Annotated in this window: 21 protein-coding genes and 1 pseudogene; 13 read left to right on the forward strand and 9 right to left on the reverse strand. The window is 68.1% G+C overall.

What is annotated here, in order from left to right:
• The first annotated feature begins 226 nt into the window (after positions 1-226).
• The 4 genes from DDQ50_RS13765 (at position 227) to DDQ50_RS13780 (ending at position 5,601) form a co-directional block, all read left to right on the forward strand.
• Positions 227-583, forward strand: a complete 357-nt coding sequence (locus DDQ50_RS13765) for a hypothetical protein (protein WP_133245977.1) — start codon at positions 227-229, stop codon at positions 581-583.
• Entirely contained in the window at positions 580-1,029 is a 450-nt protein-coding gene (locus tag DDQ50_RS13770; protein WP_133245978.1) for a hypothetical protein, read from the forward strand. Before DDQ50_RS13765 ends, DDQ50_RS13770 begins: the two co-directional genes overlap by 4 nt.
• 82 nt (positions 1,030-1,111) lie before the next feature.
• Complete coding sequence (locus DDQ50_RS13775) at positions 1,112-1,549, forward strand: hypothetical protein (protein WP_116757255.1); 438 nt, start codon at positions 1,112-1,114, stop codon at positions 1,547-1,549.
• Between the two features lie 1,508 nt (positions 1,550-3,057).
• Positions 3,058-5,601: an ATP-dependent Clp protease ATP-binding subunit gene (locus DDQ50_RS13780; protein WP_116757256.1), complete on the forward strand. Its 2,544-nt coding sequence runs from the start codon at positions 3,058-3,060 to the stop codon at positions 5,599-5,601.
• Positions 5,602-5,712: 111 nt separating this feature from the next.
• Here the strand turns inward: DDQ50_RS13780 and DDQ50_RS13785 are convergent, their stop codons facing one another.
• The 3 genes from DDQ50_RS13785 to DDQ50_RS13795 all read right to left on the reverse strand — a co-directional run bounded on the left by DDQ50_RS13785 (position 5,713) and on the right by DDQ50_RS13795 (position 7,861).
• Positions 5,713-6,645 carry an alpha/beta fold hydrolase gene (locus DDQ50_RS13785; protein WP_240614397.1) on the reverse strand — a complete coding sequence of 311 codons (933 nt, stop codon included), beginning with the start codon at positions 6,643-6,645 and terminating at the stop codon, positions 5,713-5,715.
• A gap of 55 nt (positions 6,646-6,700) precedes the next feature.
• Positions 6,701-6,931 (reverse strand): hypothetical protein, encoded by a 231-nt coding sequence (locus DDQ50_RS13790; protein WP_116757258.1) that lies wholly within the window; start codon positions 6,929-6,931, stop codon positions 6,701-6,703.
• Positions 6,932-7,030: 99 nt separating this feature from the next.
• Positions 7,031-7,861, reverse strand: a complete 831-nt coding sequence (locus tag DDQ50_RS13795; RefSeq protein WP_116757259.1) for an oxidoreductase — start codon at positions 7,859-7,861, stop codon at positions 7,031-7,033.
• 139 nt (positions 7,862-8,000) lie between these two features.
• Here DDQ50_RS13795 and DDQ50_RS13800 point away from each other — a divergent pair, with 139 nt between their 5' ends.
• The 6 genes from DDQ50_RS13800 to DDQ50_RS13825 all read left to right on the forward strand — a co-directional run bounded on the left by DDQ50_RS13800 (position 8,001) and on the right by DDQ50_RS13825 (position 14,442).
• Entirely contained in the window at positions 8,001-9,044 is a 1,044-nt protein-coding gene (locus tag DDQ50_RS13800) for an NAD(P)-dependent alcohol dehydrogenase (RefSeq protein ID WP_116757260.1), read from the forward strand.
• Positions 9,045-9,048: 4 nt separating this feature from the next.
• A complete protein-coding gene (locus DDQ50_RS13805) occupies positions 9,049-9,738 on the forward strand; it encodes an NADPH-dependent F420 reductase (RefSeq protein WP_116757261.1) in 690 nt (229 codons plus the stop codon).
• Between the two features lie 433 nt (positions 9,739-10,171).
• Positions 10,172-11,920 (forward strand): DEAD/DEAH box helicase, encoded by a 1,749-nt coding sequence (locus DDQ50_RS13810; protein WP_116757262.1) that lies wholly within the window; start codon positions 10,172-10,174, stop codon positions 11,918-11,920.
• 47 nt (positions 11,921-11,967) lie between these two features.
• A complete protein-coding gene (locus DDQ50_RS13815; RefSeq protein ID WP_116757263.1) occupies positions 11,968-12,168 on the forward strand; it encodes a hypothetical protein in 201 nt (66 codons plus the stop codon).
• Between the two features lie 82 nt (positions 12,169-12,250).
• The gene (locus tag DDQ50_RS13820; protein WP_116757264.1) at positions 12,251-13,021 is read left to right on the forward strand and encodes a lysophospholipid acyltransferase family protein; all 771 of its coding nucleotides are present in this window, start codon (positions 12,251-12,253) and stop codon (positions 13,019-13,021) included.
• A gap of 59 nt (positions 13,022-13,080) precedes the next feature.
• On the forward strand, positions 13,081-14,442 hold the full coding sequence (locus tag DDQ50_RS13825) for a cryptochrome/photolyase family protein (protein WP_116757265.1): 1,362 nt from the start codon (positions 13,081-13,083) through the stop codon (positions 14,440-14,442).
• Positions 14,443-14,526: 84 nt separating this feature from the next.
• Here the strand turns inward: DDQ50_RS13825 and DDQ50_RS17535 are convergent, their stop codons facing one another.
• On the reverse strand, positions 14,527-15,075 hold the full coding sequence (locus tag DDQ50_RS17535; RefSeq protein WP_240614399.1) for an MDR/zinc-dependent alcohol dehydrogenase-like family protein: 549 nt from the start codon (positions 15,073-15,075) through the stop codon (positions 14,527-14,529).
• A gap of 259 nt (positions 15,076-15,334) precedes the next feature.
• A pseudogene (locus tag DDQ50_RS17540) lies at positions 15,335-15,748 on the reverse strand (alcohol dehydrogenase catalytic domain-containing protein); the annotation flags it as partial.
• A gap of 59 nt (positions 15,749-15,807) precedes the next feature.
• On the opposite strand from DDQ50_RS17540, the gene DDQ50_RS13835 reads away from it, so the two are divergent.
• Positions 15,808-16,365 (forward strand): TetR/AcrR family transcriptional regulator, encoded by a 558-nt coding sequence (locus DDQ50_RS13835; protein WP_165829825.1) that lies wholly within the window; start codon positions 15,808-15,810, stop codon positions 16,363-16,365.
• Between the two features lie 22 nt (positions 16,366-16,387).
• Here DDQ50_RS13835 and DDQ50_RS13840 read toward each other — a convergent pair whose 3' ends face one another.
• Both DDQ50_RS13840 and DDQ50_RS13845 read right to left on the reverse strand, forming a co-directional pair.
• The gene (locus DDQ50_RS13840; protein WP_116757267.1) at positions 16,388-17,551 is read right to left on the reverse strand and encodes an epoxide hydrolase family protein; all 1,164 of its coding nucleotides are present in this window, start codon (positions 17,549-17,551) and stop codon (positions 16,388-16,390) included.
• A complete protein-coding gene (locus DDQ50_RS13845; protein ID WP_116757467.1) occupies positions 17,551-18,867 on the reverse strand; it encodes an MFS transporter in 1,317 nt (438 codons plus the stop codon). The genes DDQ50_RS13840 and DDQ50_RS13845 overlap by 1 nt, the downstream gene beginning before the upstream one ends.
• 215 nt (positions 18,868-19,082) lie before the next feature.
• Between DDQ50_RS13845 and DDQ50_RS13850 the strand changes: the two genes are divergently transcribed.
• Positions 19,083-19,703, forward strand: coding sequence for a TMEM175 family protein (locus DDQ50_RS13850; RefSeq protein WP_165829826.1), 621 nt, complete (start codon positions 19,083-19,085; stop codon positions 19,701-19,703).
• Here DDQ50_RS13850 and DDQ50_RS13855 read toward each other — a convergent pair.
• Both DDQ50_RS13855 and DDQ50_RS13860 read right to left on the reverse strand, forming a co-directional pair.
• On the reverse strand, positions 19,691-20,890 hold the full coding sequence (locus DDQ50_RS13855) for a MalY/PatB family protein (protein WP_116757269.1): 1,200 nt from the start codon (positions 20,888-20,890) through the stop codon (positions 19,691-19,693). The two genes, DDQ50_RS13850 and DDQ50_RS13855, sit on opposite strands and share 13 nt — an antisense overlap.
• 147 nt (positions 20,891-21,037) lie before the next feature.
• Positions 21,038-21,469 (reverse strand): VOC family protein, encoded by a 432-nt coding sequence (locus DDQ50_RS13860; protein WP_116757270.1) that lies wholly within the window; start codon positions 21,467-21,469, stop codon positions 21,038-21,040.
• 104 nt (positions 21,470-21,573) lie between these two features.
• Here DDQ50_RS13860 and DDQ50_RS13865 point away from each other — a divergent pair, with 104 nt between their 5' ends.
• On the forward strand, positions 21,574-22,551 hold the full coding sequence (locus DDQ50_RS13865) for a helix-turn-helix transcriptional regulator (RefSeq protein ID WP_116757271.1): 978 nt from the start codon (positions 21,574-21,576) through the stop codon (positions 22,549-22,551).
• The last annotated feature ends 37 nt before the right edge of the window (positions 22,552-22,588 follow it).

The following is a 22,588-nucleotide window of genomic DNA, read 5'->3' on the forward strand; positions in this document are numbered from 1 at the left end:
CCGCACGTCCTCGAGTTGCGCCCCAAACTGGGGAGTGGTCCTAGACCGCCTCGCCTATTCCGTTTGTACTACGCTGAGCCAGCGGTCTTGCAGGACGCTCTCCTACCATTGGCCCTTCAGACCAAGCCTGACGGCCCCGATCCTGCTGGCGAACAGAACGCCTCGGCGATCGACGCGAGAACCCGTGGTCGCACCTGGCATCTCTACAACCGGAAGGACAAGTAGCGTGACCACCCCATCACCGTTCGGCCCCGAACGCGTCAGTCTCGCTGCTAGCAACTACGAGGCTCAAGAGTGGCTGAGTCGCCAGCTGGCTATCGAGTTTCAGATGTCCGGCCGATCCGTCGGTGAGTTGGCGGACGAGTTGGGAGTCTCAGTTGCGGACGCAAAGAGTTGGATTGACGGTGGCAACGATCTCACTCTTAGCGAACTCCGCCAATTGGCCAATGCGGTCGACGCACATGTCACGTACAAGGTGAGCCCGCTGCGTACTCGCCACCGTCGGATGTTTGACGACCTCGAGGACTTCACAGGGTGGGTCGACACCAACTGGGACGCGCATTCGTCCGCAGTCTCCGTATGACTGACGAAGCTAGGTTCTCGGTGATGCTTCACCGCTTGGAAACCCACGCCGGGCCCCACAACGAGGCCCTAGAGGAGCCGGTCTGGACCCTCACGGCGTTCCCCTCGGACGAGCTGTCGACGCCGGTGATCTGGGGTTACCTTCGGGCCGAGTCTCATGATGGGTTCGGGCAAGCGCAAGTGCTTGGCGTTGTGAGTGATCCGTCCCGCTCATGGCCAGCGATCGCTGCGAGCAATTCCGGAGAGGCGGATTTCGCCAAGTGGGTGGCCGAGCATCTCGCGGAGGTCATGTACGACACCTGTCGGCGGGCGCTTCAGGCTCAGGCTGCGAACATGGATTTCACCTTCCCTCTGGAGAAGGCCGCACCAAGCGCGACACTACAAATTGAGAAGCCGCGTGCTGCACAGCGGACCGCCCCCAAGAAGTCTCGTAAGGGTCGAGGCTAGGCGCGGATTTCGCTGGCGAGATCTCTCGCAAAGCCGAGAGCGTCGGCGCTCGCCGCAGAAGGCTCGTCGATAGGCTCGCCGCATGGAATGGCTCGCAGCCCCTATCGTCGGCCTGCTTGGGGCGCTCGCTGGGGCCCTCATTCGTCCCATCGCAGATGATGCCTGGAACCTCGGGATCAAGAAGCGATGGAGGCGTCGGGGATCCCGTTGGCAGCTCACGAAGGGGCGCGACGCGCTGTGGACCCTCCGATTTCTCGGCTCCCGCGAGGTGGTGGGGTGGCTCAGGTGGAAAGCGTGGGACGCAAACGGCTCGGTCATTGACTCCGGAGAGAGTTCTGTGGGTATGCCCGTATACGCCCGCGATGGCGTCGTTGTCGGCACGCTAGAGGGCTTTTCCAGCTTCCACGTCGACTGGATCGCCGATGGCCCCACCCATCAGAGAATCGAATTTCGACCGGGTGCTGAAGAGAATGTGATGTACCTCTTTCCCTACGGCAAGCGGTCGACTTTGATCGAATGACAGGCGGGTCGACCGTGCTGTGGGCGAGGCACTGGCCTCTACGGGCCAGGCGGTCTTAGGTCTACACCGCCAGGGCCCAGCTGACCAGGAGTCGCTCGTGCCCAGCGTCCTCGTCGCCGACGCGGCCAGATCCGCCACCTGTAGAGGCGCCACGTCGCGGGCGCTGTCCCGGGAAGTAGACCCCAGCGTACGCCGAAAACCTCAGGACGGTCATGACCTTCAGCTTCTAACCATTGGACGATGACCCACCTCTGACCGACAAACACTGTGGGGATTCCGACCGTCGTCTCAACCCACCCGGTACCTATCGACAGCGACGGGAGCTTCCAGAGCTCGACAGCATCCACCCCGTGGCCAACCAGGTAGGCGTGCACTTGATAGAGGGTCTTTGGCCCAATTGCCCGTACCCGGATGTCGACGTTCTCCATGCCGGGCTGGGGCGACGGGAAGTGCAACTGCGGGTTGAACTGAAGTCCCGGAATTTCTCGACGGGTCGCCGTAACGATCTCGTAGATGCCGAAGAACGCAGCTGTCACGAGGGCGGCCAACGCGATCAGCCCGCCGACGCCAGCCCACCCCGGCCACTCAAGCCAGCTGAGAGGACCAGAGGCGGGGTCGACTGGCGCGGTGGTGATCACAACGGGAACTCTGGCATTCACGCACCTCCTCAGCAAGCTTGGTGCGACACGCCGCTCGGGGTGTCAATGCGGAGGGTGCTTGACAACCGATATCACAGTTCCTCATAGGGTCTGGGACCCTATTCACCCGGATAACAATGATGGCCTCGCTCACGCGGGCCATTCTCATCTCTTCGTCGGGCCCGGGAAGGCTGTCGACGAATCGCGGCGGTTGTGCGCGCGGGCCGACGTCGCGCCGGTGTTGTCCCGTGCCGGAGCCCGGTAGCGACCCCCAGAAACTGCCTAGCAAACGGGACTCTCACTCTCGGCGACCACTGCACACGCACCTCACTCGCATGGCCCGTCCCGCCGGTAACCCATCGACCTCCAGGCGCGGCACCGGTATGGGAGGCCGAAACGCCTACCAGTGGCAGCGAGTCGCCAAACCCCCTCGGCAAGGGCGCCCGGTTTGCTTGAGGAACCATAAGCCGTTCATCTACACCTCGCGAGCCTGGGCGAACATCGGCCGCTTCCTCCTGCAGCGCGAGCGGGGCGCCCGGCTGACCGTCGAGCACGTGCGACGTGGTCCTCGTCTGCGAAGAGTGCGGCGCTCAGGTGCTCGGCTCTCGCGACGCACAGTCACGCGCCCGACGGGTCGCAAGCCCTCGAATGCAGGGCCCGTGCGCACACACTCATCTTCGCCTCACTGATTCTCGGCGCCGCACCAGCAAGCATCCAGTGAGACCGGTCGAATAGCGCGCCAGCGCGTATCGAGACCCCGAACTCGCGGGCCGGCGGGACGAGAGCCCAGAGCGAACACGGGCCGGGAATGTTTCGGGGTCCCGTACGTTGACTTGAGTCGAAGGCACTCAAGTTTTACAGGAGGTCTGAATGCCCGAATACACCGGACCCACGAACGGCGACGAATCGTTCGATGCGTTCCTCGCCCGGCTCATGGGCGCACAGCGCAGCGGAGGTTCCGCGCGCTCGATAGACGTCTCGCGGATGCTCAGCCGCCGCACCCAGGAACTCGTGACGGAGGCGAGCCGTTTCGCCATGTCGCACGGCCACGCCCAGATCGACGCGCTGCACCTGCTGCGCACGATGGTCCCCGAGCAGCCGGCAGCCGAGCTGCTGCGCCGCATCGGAGCGGACGGTGACGCGATCGCGCGTGCCGTCGAATCCCGCATGCCCGCCGACAGCGACGAGCCGAGCGACCAGCTGTCGCTGACGCCCGCCGCCCAGCGCGCACTCTTCGACGCCGCGCAGGTCGCCCGCGCGACCGGCTCGACGTACATCGATCCCGAGCACCTGCTCTTCGCACTGACGGTCAACCAGAGCGCCCTCCCGGGTCAGCTCCTGGCCGGCTTCGGCGTGACCCCGCAGGCTCTGCAGGAGGCCGCGATGCAGCCCGCGGGCGCGCCGGCCAGCGCGGAGGCATCCGACACCCCCATGCTCGAGACCTACGGCACCGATCTGACCGCCAAGGCCCGCGAGGGCGGGCTCGACCCCGTCATCGGTCGCGCCGAGGAGGTCGCCCAGACCGTCGAGATCCTGCTGCGCCGCACGAAGAACAACCCCGTTCTGATCGGTGAGCCCGGCGTCGGCAAGACGGCCATCGTCGAGGGTCTCGCCCAGAGCATCGCCGACGGCGACGTCCCGTCGCTGCTGCGCGACAAGCGCGTCATCGCGCTCGACCTGCCCGGAATGCTCTCGGGGACCCGCTACCGCGGCGACTTCGAGGAGCGCATGACGAAGCTCATGGCCGAGATCACCGCGCACAAGGACGAGCTGATCGTCTTCGTCGACGAGCTGCACACCGTCGTCGGCGCCGGAAGCGGCGGCGAGGGCGGAATGGACGCCGGCAACATCCTCAAGCCGCGCCTCGCACGCGGTGACCTGCACCTGATCGGTGCGACGACGCTGAACGAATACCGCCGAATCGAGAAGGACGCGGCGCTCGAGCGCCGTTTCCAGCCGGTCACGGTGGCCGAGCCGAGCATCGAGGACGCCGTCCTCATCCTGGACGGCCTCAAGCCGAGCTACGAGGAGCACCACGGTGTGACCTACACCGCCGACGCCGTGCGCGCCGCGGTGGAGATGTCCGCCCGCTACGTGAGCGACCGCTTCCTGCCCGACAAGGCGATCGACCTGATCGACCAGGCCGGCGCGCGCCGTCGCCTGAGCCTCGGGTCGGACCTCGACATCGCGGCCCTCGAGGAGAGGGTTGCCAACCTCGACGCGGAGAAGACCCGCGCCGTGGCCGAGGAGCGCTACGAGGAGGCGTCGCGTCTGCGCGACGAGCTCGAGGCGGTGCAGAGTCGCCTCGACGACGAGCGCGGTCTCGAGATCGAGCAGATGGCTCTGCGTCCGTCGACGGTCATCGACCGAGACGACATCGCCGAGATGGTCGCTCGGGCGACGGGAATCCCCGCCGCACGACTGAGCGCCTCGGATCGGGTGCGTCTCGCCGACCTCGAGAGCGAACTCCACGCTCGCGTCGTCGGCCAGGACGACGCCGTCGTCAGTGTCGCTAAGGCGATCCGCCGCAGTCGCACGGGTCTCTCCGACCCGCGCCGCCCGGTCGGTAGCTTCCTGTTCCTCGGGCCCACCGGTGTGGGCAAGACCGAGCTGGCGAAGTCCCTCGCGGTGTCGCTGTTCGGCGACGAGAACGCGGTGCTGCGCTTCGACATGAGCGAGTACGGCGAGCGGCACACCGTGAGTCGTCTCGTCGGCGCCCCTCCCGGATACGTCGGCTACGACGAAGCCGGGCAGCTGACCGAACAGGTCCGGCGCAACCCGTACTCGATCGTGCTGCTCGACGAGGTCGAGAAGGCGCACCCCGACGTGTTCAACCTGCTGCTGCAGGTGCTCGACGACGGTCGTCTGACCGACGGGCAGGGACGCACCGTGGACTTCCGCAACACCATCGTGATCATGACCTCGAACCTCGGTTCGGAGTTCCTCGCGAGCCGTGGCGGAGCGCTGGGCTTCGTCGCGTCGAGCGACGCCTCGGCCGGTGGGTACTCGTCGGAGAAGGATCTTCGCGACCGGGTGATGGGCAAGCTCCGCGAGGCGATGCGGCCCGAGTTCCTCAACCGCATCGACGAGATCGTGCTGTTCCGCAAGCTCGATCGGGTGCAGCTGCGCACGATCGTGAGCCTGATGCTCAGCGCGACGGCCGCACGGCTGCAGGGCCAGGGCATCGGGTTCGAGGCGAGCGACGAGGCGATCGACTTCATCGCGGATGCCGGGTACGAGCCCGAGTACGGCGCGCGCCCGCTGCGCCGCGTCATCCAGCGTCAGGTGGACGACCGGATCGCCGACCTGATGGTGACCGAGCAGCTCGCCGCCGGGCAGCACGTGCTGCTGACCGTGGCGGGCGGGTCGCTCGTCGCGACGACGCGTGAAGAGCAGGTTCTGCTCGCGGCCTGACCCGCGGCAACGAAACGGAAGAAGGGCCGTCCCGATGGGGCGGCCCTTCTTCGCGTACTGCCAGCGCCGTTGCTGCCAGACGTCCGCGGATTCGCCGACCCGCCGAGCCGATCAGACGACCAGCTCGGCGAGGACGGCACCCGGACGTTCGATCGCGGCGAAATGTCCGGCTCCGTGCAGAAGAGTCTCGTGGAAATCGGGGATCAGTGCGGCAAACGTGTCCGAATCGTGCTCTCCGACGAAGACGTCGCGCTCCCCGCGGACCGAACGGACACGGCAGCCGATCGACCGCCACCGCTGCTGGTCGTACCGGGCGGCGGCACGGGCGGCGAGCACGAACGATTTCGGCCGGACCTCGACCGCGAGCGCTTCGATCACCGTCGGGTCGACGCTGCGCGGGTCGACGAAGAGCGGGGACGCGAGCGGCGTCAGCGCACCGACGCGATGAAGAAGACGGACGAGCCCCGTTCCCGCGGGTCCGAGGAGACGCAGCACGCGCATCGCGACGAGCATCCCTGAGAACCAGGGAAGTCGGAGGCCGCCGCGGATCGGGCGCGTGATGGCGTCGATCTCGCCGGCTCCCGTTCCGGAGACGAGGCCGACCGACAGAGTCGCAGTGGGTTCGGCGACCGCGAGGTCGAGGGCGACGAAGCCGCCGAGGGAGTGGCCGAGCACATTCCAGGACTCGTAGCCGAGAGCGCGCGCCGCTTCGGCGACGGCGGTGCTGAGCAGGCCGACGTCCGGGTCGGCTCGATCAGGCAGAGGCGACTCGCCCCATCCGGGGAGGTCGAACGCGATCACGTCGCGGAGCGGACGCTCCTCAAGATCGGACTCGGCGAGAAGCGGCGTCCAGGTCGTCCACGACCCGGCAGCACCGTGGAGGAGGATCGTGGCGGGACCACCGGTCTCCCGCCCGGTGCGGACGACGACGGGTCCCGCGATCGTGTCGATGACGACGCGGCGTAGACCGAGGAGAGCGGCAGCTCGAATGAGCGCCGCTCCCCCGGTCGCCGATCCGGGCCGATCGGCGCGAGTTCTCGCCACGCGCTCCATGCTCGGAGTTCGTCGCGCCGCACGGGCCCGGATTGGGGAACGCCGGCTACCCGTTGGGGAAGAGTCCGGCGAGGATCGAGCAGACTCCGACGATGGCGAGGACTATCCCGCCGATCAGCATCATGGTCGGACTGAACACGGCGTTGGGGTTCGGATATACGCCGCTCTCACGACGGAGCGCGAGAGCCGAAAGGCGCCCGCGGGCGACGATGAAGGCGATGCCACCGGCAATCGCCGCGACACCCAGGATGAAGAACAACACGGTTGCAGCTGTCATGACTTCATGCTCCCGTGGGGCGGCAGGGGGTCACAATCACTCGTTCGGGGGCTAAACCGGTCCCGTTCGGGGGACGATCATCGCGAACGCCCCCGGGGATCAGTCGGTGAAGTCCGTGCTGAGGGCGACCTTCTGCCAGGCCTCGAGCTCCGAGCGCTGTTCCTTCAGAACACCGCTGAGCGAGGCGTAGGCGTCGCTTCCGAGCACCAGCAGAGTCGGCGCATCGGGCGAGTCGACCGCCGCGATGATGGCCTCGGCCGCCTTCGCCGGGTCTCCCGGCTGGGTGCCGTGAGCCGTGTCGTTCTCCTTGCGTCGCACGCCCGCCGTCTCGGCGTAGTCCGCGATCGCTTCGCGGGACTGGTGCAGGGAGCGGCCCGCGAACTCGGTGCGGAACCCGCCGGGCTCGACCGCCATCGCCGTGATGCCGAGCGGTCCGACCTCCTTGCGCAGCGACGCGGACATCGCCTCGAGGGCCGCCTTCGTCGCGGCGTAGTAACCGGATCCGGGAGGCGCGATACGGGCCCCGATCGACGAGATGGAGACGATCGATCCGCTGCGCTGAGCGCGCATCCCGGGGAGGACCGCCTTGATCATCGCGACGGCACCGAAGAAATTGGTGGCGAAGAGCTGCTCGACGTGGTCGTCGTCGCCCTCCTCGACCGCGGCCCGGTAGCCGTAGCCGGCGTTGTTGACGAGCACGTCGATCGATCCGAACCTCTCGAGCGCGTGGCCGACGGCCCGCTCGATCTGCGCGGAGTCGGTCACGTCGAGGGCGAGCGCGAGCGCCGAATCGGGGAACGTCTCGGCGAGGTCCTCCACCGAGGTCACGTCGCGTGCGGTGACGACGGCGTTGTCTCCGCGTTCGAGCACCGCTTCGGCGAGCGCCCGTCCGAGTCCGCTCGAGCAGCCGGTGATGAGCCAAGTGGACATGTGTGACCTTCCAGTCGTCGTCGATGAAGTCGCTACCCAGCGTAGGACCCGCCCGGGTCGCCGCCCTGTGCCGCTGAGCGAGGGCAGGTGGAGTGGGACTGGGCGACTCGACAGCTGGGACGCGAGACAATCAACTCACATGTCTACTGTGAAGGCCTACGCGGCCACCTCTGCCACCGAACCCCTCGTCCCCGTCACCATCGAACGCCGCGAGGTCGGCGCGAAAGACGTCATGATCGAGATCGCCTACGCGGGGATCTGCCACTCCGACATCCACACCGTCCGCGGCGAGTGGGGTCCCGTGACCTACCCGCTGACGGTCGGCCACGAGATCGTCGGCACCGTGACCGAGGTGGGTTCGGAGGTGACCCTGCACCAGGTGGGCGATCGAGTCGGCGTCGGCTGCATGGTCAACTCCTGCCGCGAGTGCGTGAATTGCCTCGCGGGCGAGGAGCAGTACTGCATCCCCGGCAACACGGGCACCTACGCTTCCGTCGACCGCGACGGCAGCATCACGCAGGGCGGGTACTCGACCCACGTCGTCGTCGTCGAGGACTTCGTGCTCAAGGTGCCCGAGTCGATCCCGTACGAGGCGGCCGCCCCCCTCCTCTGCGCGGGGATCACCACCTACTCGCCCCTGTCGCATTGGAACGCCGGTCCCGGAACACGGGTCGCCGTCGTCGGGATGGGTGGACTCGGGCACATGGCCGTCAAAATCGCCCACGCGATGGGCGCCGAGGTGACGGTGCTCTCCCAGACGCTCGGCAAGAAGGACGACGGGCTCCGCCTGGGTGCCGACCACTACTACGCCACGAGCGACCCGGCCACCTTCGACGAGCTCGCCAACTCGTTCGACCTGGTCATCAACACGGTCAGCGCCGTGATCGACATGAGCGCCTACCTGTCGCTGCTGGCACTCGATGGAACGTTCGTCAGTGTCGGAGCACCGCCCGAGCCCCTCCCCGTGCAGGTGTTCTCGCTGTTCGGGAACCGTCGTTCGTTCGCCGGATCGGGTATCGGCAGCATCCGCGAGACGCAGGAGATGCTCGACTTCTGCGCCGAGCACGGGATCGCACCCGAGATCGAGCTCGTGAACGCCGACTACATCAACGAGGCGTACGAGCGGGTTCTGAAGTCGGACGTCCGCTACCGCTTCGTCATCGACATCAGCACTCTCGCCTGATCGGATGGCGGCGCAGCGGACCATCGGCATCCTGGGTGCCGGCAAGGTGGGGACGGTGCTCGCGCGCCTGGCGATCGCGGCGGGCTACCGTGTGCTGATCGCCGGGTCCGGTGATCCGGAGCGGATCCGACTGATCGTCGACGTGCTCACCCCGGGGGCGGTGGCGGTCAGCTCCGAGGAGGCGGTGCGGGGTGCCGACGTCGTCGTCCTCGCCCTCCCGCTCGGCAAGTACCGGTCCATCCCGACCGGCGCTCTCGCCGGCAAGCTCGTCGTCGATGCGATGAACTACTGGTGGGAGGTCGACGGCATCCGGCCCGAGTTCACCGATCCGACGGTGTCGACGAGCGAACTGGTCCAGGAGTTCCTCCCCGAGTCCCGCGTCGTGAAGGCGTTCAACCACATGGGGTATCACGACCTCGATGAGGGACCGCGACCGGCGGGCGCCGCCGACCGGAAGGCGATCGCGCTCGCCGGCGACGACGCCGACGCGGTGGCCGAGGTCGCCGAGCTGATCGACGATCTCGGCTTCGACCCGGTCACCGCAGGGTCGCTCAGGGACAGCATCAGCATGCAGCCGTTCGCCGAGCTGTTCGGGGCGAACGAGGACGCACCCGAGGTCGCGGCCCTGCTGGAGCGCTTCCCGCAGACCGTCCGGGGCCGCGAGGTCGCCGCGGCGCGGACCGACGCCGAGTAGGCCTTCGTTTCGACGAGCTCAACGAGCGGCGGGGCGTCCCGCCCATTGAGCCCGTCGAAATGCGCGGGAACCCCTTACTCGCGGCCTTCGCTTCGCTGCGCTCAGCGGGCGGCGCCAACCCGCCCATTGAGCGAAGCGAAATGAGCGCCCCCTCTCGCCCACGGCCTTCGTTTCGACGAGCTCAACGAGCGGTCTCCGTGCGACTCACCTCCCGCGCGGCCTTCGCTTCGCTGCGCTCAGCGGGCGGCGCCACCCCGCCCATTGAGCGAAGCGAAATGAGCGCCCTCCTCTCGCCCACGGCCTCCGTTTCGACGAGCTCAACGAGCGGCCGGGCCGGCCGCCCATCGAGCCCGCCGAAATGAGCGGGACGCTCGCCCGCAGCCCCTGATTCCCGCGGCATCGGGCGGACGGGCGGGGCGAGTACCCTTGGTGAATGTCTTCACCTGATTCCAGCGCGCCCGAAGAGTCGGAAACGACCCCCGAGACGCAGACCTTCCAGGCGCTCGGACTCGGCGAACCCGTTCTCAAAGCGCTCAAGGACGTCGGCTACGAAACCCCGTCCGCGATCCAGGCGGCCACCATCCCGCCGCTCCTCGCCGGCCGCGATGTCATCGGCCTCGCCCAGACCGGTACCGGCAAGACGGCCGCGTTCGCGCTGCCGATCCTGTCGCAGCTCGACCTGACCCAGCAGACGCCCCAGGCTCTCGTGCTCGCACCCACGCGCGAACTCGCGCTGCAGGTCTGCGAAGCGTTCGAGAAGTACGCCGCCCACCTGCGCGGCGTCCGTGTGCTCCCCGTCTACGGCGGTCAGGGTTACGGCACCCAGCTCTCGGCCCTGCGTCGCGGAGTCCACGTGGTCGTCGGCACACCCGGCCGGATCATGGACCACCTGGATAAGGGAACCCTCGACCTGACCGAGCTCAAGTTCCTCGTGCTCGACGAGGCCGACGAGATGCTCAAGATGGGCTTCGCGGAGGATGTCGAGACGATCCTCGCCGACACCCCCGACAGCAAGCAGGTCGCCCTGTTCTCGGCGACGATGCCGGCGCAGATCCGCCGCATCTCGGCCAAGTACCTGCACGACGCCGAAGAGATCACGGTCAAGAACAAGACGACCACCTCGGCCAACACCACCCAGCGCTACCTGGTGGTGTCGTACCCGCAGAAGGTCGATGCGCTCACCCGCATCCTCGAGGTCGAGAACTTCGAAGGGATGATCGTCTTCGTCCGCACGAAGAACGAGACCGAGACTCTCGCCGAGAAGCTCCGTGCCCGCGGTTACACGGCTGCCGCGATCAGCGGCGATGTCGCCCAGGCCCAGCGCGAGAAGACGGTCAACCAGCTGAAGTCGGGCAAGCTCGACATCCTCGTCGCGACCGACGTCGCCGCCCGCGGACTCGACGTCGACCGGATCAGCCACGTCGTCAACTACGACCTCCCCATCGACACCGAGTCATACGTCCACCGCATCGGCCGCACCGGTCGCGCAGGGCGTTCGGGAGACGCGATCAGCTTCGTGACCCCGCGCGAGCGGCGCATGCTCACCTCGATCGAGAAGGCCACCCGCCAGCCGCTGACCCAGATGCAGCTGCCGAGCACCGAGGACGTGAACGCCACCCGCTTGGCCCGCTTCGACGACGCCATCACGGCGGCGCTCGGACAGACGGAGCGCATCGAGCGCTTCCGCGACATCATCAATCACTACGTCGAGCACAACGACGTGCCCGAGGCCGATGTGGCCGCGGCGCTCGCCGTCGTCGCTCAGGGCGACACCCCCCTGCTGCTGTCCCCCGAGGACGAGCGCGCTCAGCGCTTCGATCGGGACGACCGCGACGGAGGGCGGCCCGAACGCGGCGAGCGGCCCGAGCGTCGTCCGCGCGGTGACTCCAACCTCATCAAGTACCGCATCGCCGTCGGTCGTCGACACAAGGTGGAGCCGCGTCAGATCGTCGGCGCGCTGGCCAACGAGGGCGGCTTGAAGCGCGAGGACTTCGGTTCGATCGACATCCGTCCCGACTTCTCGCTGGTCGAGCTGCCCGCCGATCTGTCGGACGACACACTCTCCCGCCTGAGCGGTACCCGGATCAGTGGGAAACTCATCGAGCTGCGTCCCGACCGGGGTGCGCCGGGTGGACGACGCGACCGCGGCGACGACCGTCCGCCCCGCAAGCCCCGGCACTGATCGCACTCCGGCGCGGGCGTCGAGCCGACTCGGATAGGCTCCGCCGAATGGACGAGGACCAGCGCCGCCGGCGCGCCGCCGCGCAGGAGGCCGAGGCGCTGCACGCGCTCGAGGCGATCATGAACGGCGGCGACCTCACCGCGGAGTCGTCGCGACTGTCGAACGATTTCACGGATCGGCAGACGGGGGCGATCTCGGGCTGGTTCCGCCGGTTCAAGACTCCCCCGCGCGGCGACCAGACGGACTGATCACCGAACGGAAATCCGCGCCTCATCGGGCTCGCACAGAAGCTCAGCGGGGATGCACAGGGGCGGCCCCTACGTTTGAGCGGTGAAAACCCGCGAGCCGATCTACGCCGTCGCGATCGGCATCGGCCGGTCCCTCTTCGCTGCATGGCGACTCAAGCGCCGCGCGACCGGACTCGAGAACATCCCCGCCACCGGTGGCGCAGTCCTCGCCATGACGCATTTCGGCTACCTCGAATTCGCTCTCGTCGAATGGCAGACCTGGCTGCACAACCGACGCCGGATCCGCTTCATGGCCACCAAGCGCGCCTTCGACAAGCCGGGTGTGGGCTGGCTCCTGCGCGGTATGCGCCACATCGAGGTCGACATGTCCTCCGGCGGCGCCGCGTACGCGAACGCCGTCGCCGCGCTCCGCCGGGGTGAGCTGATCGGCGTGTTCCCCGAAGCAGGAGTCAGCGCCAGCTTCACGGTGCGCGATCTCAAGACCGGAGCGGTCCGCCTCGCCGCCGAGGCGGGCGTCCCCGTCATCCCCGTTGCGGTCTGGGGCGGCCAGCGCCTGTTGACGAAGAACCGCAAGATCCGGCTCCGGGATCGCTTCGGGGTGAACGTCGATTTCGCGTTCGGCTCACCCATTCAGGTTCGGCCCGATGATTCCGTCGCCCTGAGGACCGAGGAACTGCGCGACGAGCTCCAGTCGCTGACCGACCGGCTGCAGGCCGACTACCCGGTCGACGGGACGGGTGAGTGGTGGCAGCCCCGTCACCTCGGTGGAACAGCACCCACCGTAGAAGAGGCGGCGGCGGCGGAGACGGAACGCGCCCGCCGCCGGGCGCTCGCCGACGAGTCGACCGGCTGATATCGGGTCGCGGCACCGCGCCCAGGATCTCTCCTGGTTCGTGCTCATATCCTGACGCGATGGCGTCACCTTCACTCGTCTGGTTCCGCGATGATCTGCGCGTTGCGGACCATCCCGCCCTCGCCGTCGCCGCCGAACGCGGCGAGCCGATCGTCGCGCTGTACGTGCTCGACGAGGAATCGCGAGGCATCCGGCCCCTCGGTGAGGCGGCCAAGTGGTGGCTGCATGCCTCCCTGCTCTCCCTGCAGGCGAAGCTGGACGAGTTGGGCGGGAAGCTCGTCCTCCGCAGGGGCGCCGCTGCCGACATCGTGCCGGCGCTCGCGGAGGAGCTCGACGCGGGTCTGGTCGTCTGGAACCGACGTTACGGCGGGCCCGAGCGGGACGTCGACACCGCGATCAAGAGCGCGCTGAGGGAGGCGGGACGCGTCGTGCACAGCATGCCCGGGTCCCTCTTGATCGAGCCGTGGGAGGTCAGCACGGGAGAGGACAAGCCCTATCGGGTGTACTCGCCGTTCTTCAACGCACTGACCGAGCGCTTCAAGCGCGAACCTCCCCGCGACCCGATCGCCGTCCCCGCGAAGCTGACGAAGCCCCGCGGTTCGGCGGTGCCGGCGAGCGACGAGCTCGACGACTGGGGCCTCCTCCCGACCCGGGACTGGGGTGAGGGCCTGGCCGAGATCTGGACCCCCGGGGAGGACGCCGCGCACGAGCGGATGGAGCAGTTCCTCGCCGATGATGTGTCGGGCTACTCCGACGATCGCGACTTCCCCGGTCACGATGCGACGAGCCGGCTCAGTCCGCGTCTCCGGTGGGGCGAGCTGTCGTCCCCGCAGGTGTGGGCGGCCGCACGCGGACACACCGGGAAGGGCGCCTCGACGTTCCGGAACGAACTGGCCTGGCGCGACTTCGCCTGGCACACGCTCTTCTACTCCCCCGACCTGCACCGCGTGTCGTGGCGCGAGGAGTACGAGAAGTTCCCGTGGCCGCGACTCAAGCCGAGCCAGCTGAAAGCCTGGCAGCGCGGGGCTACCGGAATCCCCCTCGTCGATGCGGGGATGAGGCAGCTGTGGCATCACGGCTGGATGCACAACCGCAGCCGCATGGTCACGGCATCGTTCCTGATCAAGCACCTGCTCATCGACTGGCGTCACGGCGAGGAGTGGTTCTGGGACACCCTCGTCGACGCCGATGCCGCGAACAATCCCTTCAACTGGCAGTGGGTTGCCGGGTCCGGTGTCGACGCGGCCCCCTACTTCCGGATTTTCAACCCCGAGCGGCAGGCCGACAAGTTCGACCCCGAGGGCGCCTACGTGAAGCTCTGGGTCCCCGAGGCCGGCTCCGATGACTACCCCGACCCGATCGTCGACCTCAAGGAAGGACGCGAGCGTGCGCTCGCGGCGTGGGAGCAGGTTCGTCGCTGACGAGCGGGCTCGGGCTCGCGCTCGGGCATTCCCCGGACCGGGCGGCGCGCCGAGCCGGTAACGCGATGCTCCGGGAGACTCGACTCAGAGGGTGACGACAAGTTTGCGCGCGGACACGCCCGCGCGAAGCAGGTCGAGGGCCGGCTGCAGCTGCTCGAGTCCCGACCCGACGACCTGCGGTTCCGGAAGAGCGAGGTAGCGGCCCTCGGCCAGCGCGCCGGGCAGGAATCGCTCCCACAGCATGGGGCCGACCTCGTTGTTCATCAGGGTGCTCCCCCACACGAATCTCGCCCGGATCCCGTGGCGTGCGCAGCGCGCCTGCAGGACCGCATTGCTCGCCACGAGGCGAGCCATGACACGGAGGAACTTCACGCTGAGTCCCGGGCGCCTCGGGATCGACTCGAACGACACCGGGGGCGACGCCATCATGACGCGCTTCGTGCCCGTGGCAGCGGCGATCGCGACGGCCTTCTCCGCGGATCCCGTTCCGACGGCAAAGATCCCGGCGACCGATTCGCCCGCGACGGCGGACGCGATGTCGGCGACCGCGGTCGCGCTTGTGTACTCGAAGACGCGACTCGCACCCAGGCGGCGCATGAGGTCGTGGTTCTTCTTCGATGCTGTTGCGACCACGTCGTAGCCCGCGGCGACGGCGAGCTGGATCGCGTTGCTGCCGACGCTCGTCGAGCCACCCCAAACGACGACGGTCTCTCCGGTGGGCGCGGCCCCGGGAACGGGGGGGGCGGAGGCCGAGACCGTCGTTCTGGAACAGAGCGGATGCCGCCGTCGAGATCGCCAGCGGGAGGACCGCAGCCTGCTCGAAACGCATGGAGTCGGGTACGGGCGCCGCGAGATCCTCGCGGACTACCGTGTACTCCTGGAACCCGCCCTCGGCGGTGTGATTCCGCTTCTTCTCCATGCCGACCGCGTACGCCAGCACACGATCCCCCACCGCGAATCGTGTGACGCCGGCTCCGATCTCCACCACCTCGCCCGCGATGTCCTCGCCGAGCACGGAGGGATAGGGCAACCACCGATACATCAGATCCCCGCTCCACTGCTTGATCGAGTCGAGCGGGTTCACCGCGATCGCGCGGTTGCGGACGACGAGTTCGCCCGCGAGCGGTCGCGTGTAGGCGGCCGGCCCCACTCGGAGGTCGGCGCGACTGGACGGGAGCCACGCGGCCGAGTTGCGCGGAGTAGACTCCGCGGCGGCCTGGCTGCCACCAGCGGAATCGGGGGCGGGGATCGGCGCGGAGGGAACGGTCATGGGGGCTCCAGAGTCGAGGGCATGTCCTGATGACATGTTGTGTCATCACTCTAGTCGCTATGACACGAAGTGTCATCACGGCTAGAGTCATCCGTATGACCAGGTGGGCTCCCGATGCTCCGGCACGCCTCGAACAGGCGGCGATCGAGCTGTTCGCCTCTCGGGGCTACGCAGCGACGACGGTTCCCGAGATCGCCGAGCGCGCCGGGCTGACCACTCGCACGTTCTTCCGTCACTACACCGATAAGCGCGAGGTGCTGTTCCTGCGGGAGCGTGATTTCCCCCGCATCGTCAGTGAACTCCTCGCCGCCGCACCGCCTGCCCTCACCCCGTGGGGACTCGTCATGCACGGATTCGAGACGGTCGTCTCCCGAGACTTCGACGGCTGGCGCGAGGGGATGCGGCGTCGTCGCGCGATCATCCGCTCCGACCCGCACTTGCGGGAACGCGAGCTCCTCAAATCCTCGATGCTGTCGCGTGCCATCGAGGAAGCGCTCGTTGCACGCGGTGCGGAGGACGCCGAACTGCTGGCCCGGCTGGGATCGGCGGTTTTCGACACCGCGCTCGATGCCTGGCTCGACGACGATGCCGACCCGCCGCTGCTCCAGGTGCTCCGCGCAACCCGGGCTCGGATGCTCCGGCTCGTCGACTGACGCGAGTGCCGGCGGACTCCGCCTACCGGGTCGTGCGGTACGGGCGGAAGAAGTCGCGCAGTTCCTGCGCGTACAGCTCGGGCTCCTCGAACGGTGCGAAGTGGCCGCCCCGGGCCGGCTCGGTGGCGCGCGCCAGGTTGGTGGAGCGCTCGAGCCAGGGCAGCGGGGCGCGCACGATGTCGCCCTGGAAGATCGAGAATCCCGTCGGCACCTCGGTGCGGCGGGCGAGCTGCTCGGGCGGGATCCTGGAGTTCGCGTTGTACATCCGCATCGACGAGCCGATGGTCTGCGTCAACCAGTAGATGGTGACGTTGGTGAGGGTCTGGTCCTTCGTGAAGCGCGTCTCGACGTCGCCGTCGCAGTCGCTCCAGGCTCGCAGCTTCTCGACGATCCACGCCGCGAGACCGACCGGCGAGTCGTTCAGCGCCAGCGCCGCCGTCTGCGGTTTGGTGCGGTGCATCGCCGCGTAGGCGCCTTCGCTCGCATTCCAGTCGGCGGCTCCGGCGAGCCACGTCCGCTCGTCGGGCGTCAGCTCGCCGGGATCGAGTGCCGGCGACGGCAGGCCCGCGTCCATGCGATGCACCGCGATGAGACGGTCGGGGTAGTCGAGACCCAGGTAGCGCGTGACGTGCGACCCGATGTCACCGCCCGCGGCACCGAACCGGTCATAGCCCAGGACTGTCATGAGCTCTGCCCACAGGCCCGCGACCTCGATCGAATTCAGCGCCGGATCGGGATGATCGGAGTAGCCGAAGCCGGGTATGTCGGGCACGATCACATCGAACGCATCGGCGGGGTCGGCTCCGTGAGAGCCGGGGTCGGTGAGGAGCGGGAGGACCTCGGTGTAACGCCAGAAGGAATCGGGCCAGCCATGCGTCAGCACGAGAGGAAGCACGGGGCCGGACGGAGCTTCGGCCTTGGCGTGGAGGAAGTGGATTCCTCTGCCTGCCACATCGACCTGGAAGTGCGGGAACCGCTGAAGCTTCTCGCGCTGGGCCTCCCAGTCGAATCCGTCGATCCAGTAGGCGACCAGTTCGCGCAGGTAGTCGAGGTCGGTTCCGAGCGCCCACCCGGCGTCGGAAGGCGCGTCGGGCCAGCGGGTCGAGCGCAGTCGCGAGCGAAGGTCATCGAACTCGGCAGCGTGCGGCGGGAGTTCGAAGGGCTGGGGTGCAGCCCCTCTCGTCATTAGCGCGACACCTCCGACTCGGACGCCTCCCCGACGCCACCCGGTGCGGGAGGGTCGGCCTGCGTGGCCCGCGCCGCGGCGATCGCGGCACGCCCAGACGGAACCATGACGGCGATCACGAGGACGACGATCGTCAGCAGTCCGGCGCAGACGAGCAGCAGCTGCACGCTGATCACGTCGGCCAGCGGTCCGAAGATCGTCATTCCGATCGGAGTCGCGAGCGCCATCACGATGCCGACGTAGCTGAAGACGCGTCCGTGCTTGTCGGGGGGAACGGTCTCCTGCACGAGCGTCATGAACGGGGTCGAGAAGAGCGGGACGAGAAGCCCGATCACGAACATGAATCCGTAGAAGACCCAGAGGTTGGGGCTGAGTCCCAGTGCGATGGTGAAGACGGCGAAGCCGAAGATGGAGAAGAGGATGAGCCCGATCCGGCTGCGCTTCGCGAGGACCGTCGACACGAGCGCACCGCCGAGGAGCATGCCGACACTGAATGCGACCTCGAGGACGGCGACCATCCACACCTCGGTGCCGAAACTGCGGGCGACCATGAGGGGTGTGATGAACGAGGGCGCGACGGTGAGCAGGAAGATGATGGCGAACAGAACGAGCAGCCAGCGCACCACACCGTGGTTCCAGATGTACCGGAACCCCTCGACGAGGTCCTGGCGGTAGCTCGTGGTCTTCTCGGAGATGGAGGCCAGGGTCGGAACGGCGACGAGCGCGAGGAAACCGATGCCGATCGCCGCGGTGATCGTGTCGATAAAGAACAGCGGGATCAGCCCGAACAGGCCGAAGATCGCCCCAGCGGCCGCGGGTGCGAGCAGAGCCATCGCGGACTGGATCGTGCCGAAGATTCCGTTGACCCGCATCAGCTGATCGGGCGGGGCGATCTGCGGGATCATCGCCTGGACGGCGGGGGTCTGGAACCCCGCGCCGACGGATCTCGCCGCGACGGCGAGCAGGATGATCCAGAGATCGGTCACCCCGTTGAGCATGAGGAATGCCAGCACGAGGGTGACGACGGCGATGGTCCCGTCGGCCACCATGACGAGCACGCGGCGGTTCATGCGGTCGGCGATGACACCGCCGAAGATGGACACGATGCCCTGCGGGAGGAACGCGGCGAGTGCGTAGATCGCGACCGCGAGACCCGACCGCGTCTCGAACGTCACGTACCACATGACCGCGTACTGGACGAGCATCGAGCCGAACAGCGAGACCGTCTGCCCGCTGAGGAACAGGGTGACGTTGCGCTTCCAGTGCTCGCCCACCGGTGCCGTGCTCGAGGGCGCGGTGGGGTCGGACTCCGTCATCTCACCCTTCTTCATCTCGTGGGGTGTGGATCGCGTATCCGCGCGCCGCGGAGATCGCGTCGACGCCTCTCCTCGATGCTGTCATGCGCCCGTTCCCGCTGAAAGCTGTTTCCGAAGATTCTGTTCGGGGCCACCGACACCGGCTCGGTCTCACATCGGCGACAGTCGGCGGACAGCCCATCGATGAAGACCGGGGGAACGCCCATAATGGCGGGGTGAACCGGGAACGCAGCCTTGATCGCCTGATCACGTTCTGCGACGCGGTCGTCGCGATCGCCATCACTCTGCTCGGGCTGCCGCTCGTCGACCTCGCCGGCGACTTCGACTCGGACGGCTCGGAGACGGTCGGCGAGCTCCTCGCGTCGAACTGGCCGCGACTGTTCTCCTTCCTGCTCAGCTTCCTCGTCATCGCCGTGTTCTGGATGGGCCATCACCGCATCTACAACGGCGTCCGGACGGCGTCGCACGGACTGGTCTGGGTGAACGTGCTGTGGCTGATCCCGATCGTGTTCCTCCCATTCCCGACCGAGCTGCTCGCCACGACCGGCACACGCGATGTCGGGATCTCGGCCCTCTACATCGGGACGCTCCTGGTGATCGCGCTTCTGCTGCTGCTGCAGGTCGTCGTCATCAGACGATCTGCCGCGATCGTGACGGAAGAACCCGTCAGCGCGGTGCCCTCCATCGTCACGTCGACGCTGTTCGCAGTGGCACTCGTCATCGCGTTGCTCGTCCCGACGGTCAGTCTCTGGCCGCTGCTCATCCTGATCCCCGGAAACCTCATCAGCGGGGCCATCGAGAAGAGACTCGCGCGCCGTCGCGGTCAGGTGCGGTAGAGACGCACGGCCTCGCCCATGCGGGAGACCGCGTCGCGCAGGATGGGGCGGGGCATTGCGAAGACGAGGCGCACGAAGCCCTCGTATCCGCGCCCGCAGAGCGCCCCGTCGGTCAGAGCCACGCCGGCGTGCTCTCGGAAGAAGTCGGCCGGCGAGCCCGTGATGCCGAGGCGGCGGCAGTCGAGCCATGCGATGTAGGTCGCGTCGGGAGGCGTGTACCCGATCTCGGGAAGATGCTCGGCGAGCAGCCGCTCCAGCTCGCGCCGATTGCCGTCGAGGTATCCCACCGTGTCGAGGAGCCAATCGCGCCCCTCGGAGAAGGCGACGGTCGCCGCGATGACCCCCGGGGTGGATGCCCCGTGCACGACGGAGAAGCCGAAGTCCGCGTAGGCCGCTTCGTCCTCATCGTTCGACGTGATCAGCTGCGCGGCTTTGAGCCCGGGGAGGTTCCAGGCCTTCGACGCCGAGGTGGCGGTGATGGTGTGGCTCGCTGTCGCGGGCGAGAGCGACGCGTACGGGATGTGGCGACCGTCGTAGCGCAGCGCGGCGTGGATCTCGTCGGCGAATACCCTGCCGCCGTGCGCCTCGACGACCTCGGAGATGGCCTCGAGCTCGTCCCGGGTGAGTGCCGTGCCCGTCGGGTTGTGCGGATTGCAGAGCACGAGAGTCTCGGCGCCCGCGGCGAAAGCGGCGTCGACGGCTTCGAGATCGTGCCGCCAACGTCCGTCTTCGACGATGCCGGGGACTTCGATCACCTCCCGCCCGATCGCCGGGATGAACGTGAGGAACGGCATGTAGGCGGGGGTCGGCACGATGACCGCCGAGCCGGCCGCGGAGTATCGGGACACCGCGACGTTGAACGCGGCCATGACGTCCGAGACGGGGTGGACGTGGCGCGGGTGGAGATCCCAGCCGTATTCGACGCGGTACCAGTCGGCGACCGCCTCCGACATGCGCGCACTCGTCGCCGGCGCGAGATACCCGAGGTCGCCCCGATCGACGGCGTCGTGGAGGGCCCGACGGACCACGGGAGCGGTGCCGAAATCCATCTCGGCGACCCATGCGCCGATGGTGCCCTCGTGCAGGCTCCATTTGCGACTGTCGGGTCGGGCGAGGGAGTCACGCTCGATCGCGTCGTAGTCGTGAGGCAGCGGCGCAGCGCTCTCTGGCCTGGACTCGTCCGACATGGTCCCCCGACTCTGCCATGTCGGCGACGACCGCGGTCCGGCGAGGGAAACACGGAGTCACAGATCGGCGCCGCCACCACGCCGACTGTCCGCCCACCCCCGGCTGCGTACCGGCGGGGATCACCGTCGGGAGTGGGCGAGCGAGGGTCAGGCCGCCGGATACTCCGCGGCGATGTCGACGACCCATGTGACGCCGAATCGGTCCGCGAGCATCCCGTACAGCGGCGACCACGCGGACGGACCGAGCGGCTGGATGACGGCCCCTCCCTCGGCCAGCTTCTCCCACGAGGCGGTGAGAGCGTCCTCATCACCGGCTGCGCCGCGCACCGAGACGAAGAACGGGTCGTCGCCCCGGCTCCACGCTCGCGAGGACGGAACGTCGTAGGCCATCACGCGGAAGCCGCTCGGAGCAGCGACCTGCCCCCATACGACCTGATCGGCCTCCTCGGGCCTCGCTGCGCCACCCATGTCCGCATAGGTCATCACGACGAGGTCGCCGCCGAACGCCGCCTGGTAGAACTCGAGCGCTCGGCGGGCGTCGCCACGGAAGTTGAGGTGAGGGGTGACGTCGATCGTCATGATTGCTCCTGATTCGGTTGCGGGACGGTCCCATCGACCGCCGTTCGACAAGCCTTTCAGCGGTAGCGGTCAGTTTCCGTCCGCTATTCGCGCGAGAATGAATCATGGCTGGAACGACCTCGCGACTACTGACCCTGCTGTCGCTGCTGCAGTCGCGCCGCGACTGGCCCGGCCAGCTGCTCGCGGAACGACTCGACATCAGCGAGCGGACGGTTCGGCGCGACGTGGACCGTCTCCGCGAACTCGGCTATCGGGTACGCGCGTTCAAGGGTCCCGACGGGGGCTACCGCCTCGAGGCCGGTTCCGAGCTGCCGCCTCTGCTCTTCGACGACGAGCAGGCGGTCGCGATCGCCGTCGCCCTGCAGAGCGCGTCCGCGACCGGCGCCGGAATCGAAGAGGCCGGCGCGCGGGCGCTGACGACGGTCCGCCAGGTGATGCCGCCGCGTCTCCGACACCGGATCGACAACCTCGAATTGACCACACTCCCCCGTAGCGGAGTCGACGTCCAGGTGGACACCGAGGTCCTCGTCGCGATCGGTGCCGCGACTCGGGCCCATCAGGTCCTCCGCTTCGACTACTCCTCCGGTGCGGCCCACCACGATGCCGCCGCGCTGACCCCGGTACGCCGTGCAGAACCGCACCACCTCGTGGCGAGGGACGGCCGCTGGTATCTCGTCGCCTGGGACCTCGACCGCGACGACTGGCGCACCTACCGGGTCGACAGGATCTCGCTCCGGTCGTCCGTCGGTCCTCGCTTCAGTCCACGTGGAATACCCGGCGGCGATGTCGGCGCCTTCGTCTCCGCACGATTCAAGGGTTCCGAGGGCGCAGACGTCTGGCCGTGCGTCGGCGAGGTCGTCCTCGCCCTGCCCGCGAGAGCCGTCACGCCGTTCGCGGGCGAGTCGATCGTGGAGGACCTCGGTGACGGCCGCTCGCGCCTCATCGCCGGAGCCTGGTCGTGGCCGGCGCTCGCCGCGTCGCTCGGCAGGTTCGACGCCGACATCGAGGTCGTCGGCCCTTCCGAGCTGACCGATGCGTTCGCGCTTCTCGCGCGGCGGTTCCGGTCGGCGGCGACGGGGTGAGCGCCTGACAGATGCCGGCTCGCCAGTGCTGGCGGTC

Source organism: Amnibacterium flavum, assembly GCF_003097495.1.
GTDB lineage: Bacteria > Actinomycetota > Actinomycetes > Actinomycetales > Microbacteriaceae > Naasia > Naasia flava.